The sequence below is a fragment of the Salipiger sp. genome (assembly GCF_059781815.1).
This window is the reverse complement of record NZ_JBYNAH010000351.1, coordinates 1-3108: the sequence shown is the minus strand read 5'-3', so window position 1 is coordinate 3108 and position 3108 is coordinate 1. Positions and strand designations below refer to the sequence as shown.

The window sequence follows — 3108 nt, the reverse complement described above, 5'->3', positions numbered from 1 at the left end:
GTGTTGAAGGTGGAATAGCCGTAGACGGTGTCGGGCGGATCCGAGGCCGGGATGTCCACCATGATCTCCTTCAGGCTCGGGCCTGCCGGCACGCCCCGCTCGGAGAGGGCGGCGGCAAAGGCCCAGGAGACCGGGTGGTCGGGATCGGTCCGGTTGGCCTGGTTTTCCTCGTAGTCGATGCCGGTGCGCATGTGCAGAACGTCTTCGACGAGGATCTCGCCGATCGGAGACCCGGCGGTGAAATCGAGATAGTCCGAGACCTTCGCCTGCAGATCGATCAGCCCCTCTTCGGCTAGCTGGTGCGTCAGCAGCCCCGAGATCGTCTTGGCCGAAGAGGACCAAAGGTGCCGCATGTCGCTCGGCATCCCCGGGTAACTTTCATAAACCACCTTGCCCTCGTGGATCACCGCGAGCGCCTGCACCCGTGACCGAGGATCGGCCATCAGCGCGCCGAGCGGCATCTCGCCCAGCTCGGAGCTGGCGACGATGTCCTCGAAACCGTCCATCGGGGCCCGCTCGAGCGGCGCGATCGGACCGCCGCGCGGCACGACGCCCGTCGGCACCACTTCGGACAGGTTGAGGAAGGCAAAGGCGGTGCGGTCATTGCCGGTGAAGATGTCGGCGGCCTGATAGCTCTGCCGGAACGCCTCGGCCTGTTCCGCGGTGAAGCCCGACTGCCATTCGGAAACCGGGGTGAGATCGTCGGGGATCGTATAGGCCTGCTGCGCCGAAAGCGCGGTTCCCGTCAGGGCGGCGATGCCGGCGGCGGCAAGGAAGGGATAGAGCTGTTTCATACGATGGTCCTCTGAAGCCATTTCAGAATGCTTGGGCCAAAGCCTTTGCGAACAGGCTGTTGCTCGAAGGGTAACCTGATCCAATCCAGAGTTGTGGGCAAGGATCATCGCGCCCCGCTAGGGCCAAGTGGCGAGAGGGCCCATATCGCGCAGCCCAGACACTGCCCTCCTCGCCCTGGCGAAACGGCGCCGGCGAGACCACAAATCGTCCGCCCGGCGCCGGCCTCCAGGGCAGCGAGACGTCGCGGCCATGACAGAGCACGAGCTGAGAACTCTGCGAACAGCTCACCACCACGCCCAGCAAGTCTCTGGGCTCGCGTCCCTGGCGTTACAGGCAATGGGAGTTGCGCGTCAGGTCGCGCAAACATGTTCCTCCCATGAACCGAAGTATTAAAATCTGGGTTGCGACACTTCCTCTATTCAGGAACCTCCGATGCGAACGCACCTGCCGCTGACGGGTAGCTCTGGACGCGAGGGCTTGCTCCGGGGAAGATCTCGGCCAACAAGGCCAGTCAGCACCGCCTTCAACGACAGGATCCCACCATGAGCTCCCACGAGACCCTCACCGCCGCGCTGCTCGGCGCGCACCGGACCGGCATCCGCGCCGACGGCAGCGCCCTGCCCGTCCCGGATTACGACACCGCACTCGCGGTGCAGCGCAGCGTTCAGGCCGAGCTTGGCGCGGTCTCGGGCTTCAAGGTGGCGCGCCGCGCCGACGGCGATCCGGTGATCGCGCCGATCCGCACCGACCTGACCCTGCCCACCGGGGCCGAGGTCGCGGTGCGCGACCGCATGGGGATCGAGCTGGAAATCGGCTTCGAACTCGTGGCCTCGCCAGAGGGCGATCCGATGGCCGATCCGGCGCGCTATTTCCGCCCGCGGCTGGCGCTCGAACTGGTCGACAGCCGTCTCGACGGGATCGACGAGTCCCCGATGTTGAAACTCGCCGACATGCAGATCAACGCCGGCCTGATCATCGGCCCGGCGCTCGATGGCTGGGATGGCGGCGATTTCGGCACCGTCTCCGGCGCCCTGCGCTGCGGCGACGTGCAGGTCCGCGATGGCGCGCTTACCGTCCCGGGCGGGTCCGCGCTGGACAATCTCGCGCTGTTTCTCGCCCATGTGGGCGATCATTGCGGCGGGTTCCGGCCCGGTCAGATCCTGATCACCGGCTCGCTCTCGGGGCTCGAGTATTTCCCGGCCGGCACCGATGTGGCCGGGCGCATCGAGGGGTTCGGCGAGATCAGCTGCCGTCTGCGCTGAGCCCGCCGCCGCGCAGCTCGGACAGCAGCGTCCGGGTGCGTTCGACGAGAAACTCCGACACCAATCGCGCCGCCCGCGAGAGCGGCCGGCGCGCGTCGATCACCACCGAGATCGTCGGCGCCACCAGCCCCTTGTCCTTCAGCGGAAGGAACACCAGCTCGCCGATCATGAGCTCGGGCAGCGCATCCAGCTCTGAGGTGATCATCGCCACCTCCCCCTGCCTCAATGCGGCCTTCACCAACTGCAACGAGTTCGAGGCCTGCACCGGCGAGTTCTCGGCGAAGAACCAGGCGTGCCGGTTGTCGAGATATTGCCGCGTCGGCAGCGCCGCGCTCTGCGACACCAGCGCGTGGCCGCTGACCTTGGCCAGCGAGGTCTCGGGTTCGGCCGCCAGCGGATGGTCGGGGGCCACGATGCAGCCGAAGCGCAGCTTGTCGGACCAGACCACGTGCTGGTGCCGCAGCCGCGGCAGGTTGAAGGCGATGGCGACCTCGACCGTGCCCTCGTCGAGCTCGCGCGCGGCATCGACCGGCGCCACCACGTCGAGGCTCAGCCGCAGATGCGGGTGCTCGGCGCGCAGCCAGCCATGCAGATCGGCGAGCACCCCGTTGGCGAGACTGTCCATCGCCGCCAGCCGCACGCTGCCGCGCTCCTGCCCGCGCAGCTCCTGCAGGTCGGTCTCGAGCCGCTCCGCGTCCGAGCGCCAGCGCCGCGCCATCACCACCATCGCCTCGCCCGCCGCCGTGGGTCGCATGCCGCGCGGCAGGCGTTCGAAGAGCGGCGCACGATTCGCCTCTTCCAGTGATTTGATATGCCGGTCGATGGCCGAGGCGGCGATGCCGAGCGCCCGGGAGGCGGCCTGCACCGAGCCATGTTCGGCAACCGCCTCGACGTAAAGCAAAGGTCGCGGAACGAGGTGAAAATTCATGCAGAACCGGCCTCCAAACCATTCTCAATTCGAGAACGCAGCATTACCCATTTTGCCATAGATGGCAATTCAACCCGCGACTACTGTGATCGAAACCGCACGACAAGGACCAACCCGCAATGC

General features: G+C 66.9%; 3 protein-coding genes. 1 reads left to right on the top strand and 2 read right to left on the bottom strand.

Translation table 11 applies throughout. The features are described 5' to 3' along the window. A partial coding sequence (locus AC6RA4_RS24460; protein WP_500164764.1) for a serine hydrolase occupies window positions 1–794 on the bottom strand: 794 nt, incomplete at its 3' end. A gap of 543 nt (window positions 795–1337) precedes the next feature. Here AC6RA4_RS24460 and AC6RA4_RS24455 point away from each other — a divergent pair. Further along, the gene (locus AC6RA4_RS24455) at window positions 1338–2057 is read left to right on the top strand and encodes a hydratase (RefSeq protein WP_500164762.1); all 720 of its coding nucleotides are present in this window, start codon (window positions 1338–1340) and stop codon (window positions 2055–2057) included. Here the strand turns inward: AC6RA4_RS24455 and AC6RA4_RS24450 are convergent. Then, window positions 2038–2985 (bottom strand): LysR family transcriptional regulator, encoded by a 948-nt coding sequence (locus AC6RA4_RS24450; RefSeq protein WP_500164760.1) that lies wholly within the window; start codon window positions 2983–2985, stop codon window positions 2038–2040. The two genes, AC6RA4_RS24455 and AC6RA4_RS24450, sit on opposite strands and share 20 nt — an antisense overlap. Window positions 2986–3108 lie beyond the last annotated feature (123 nt).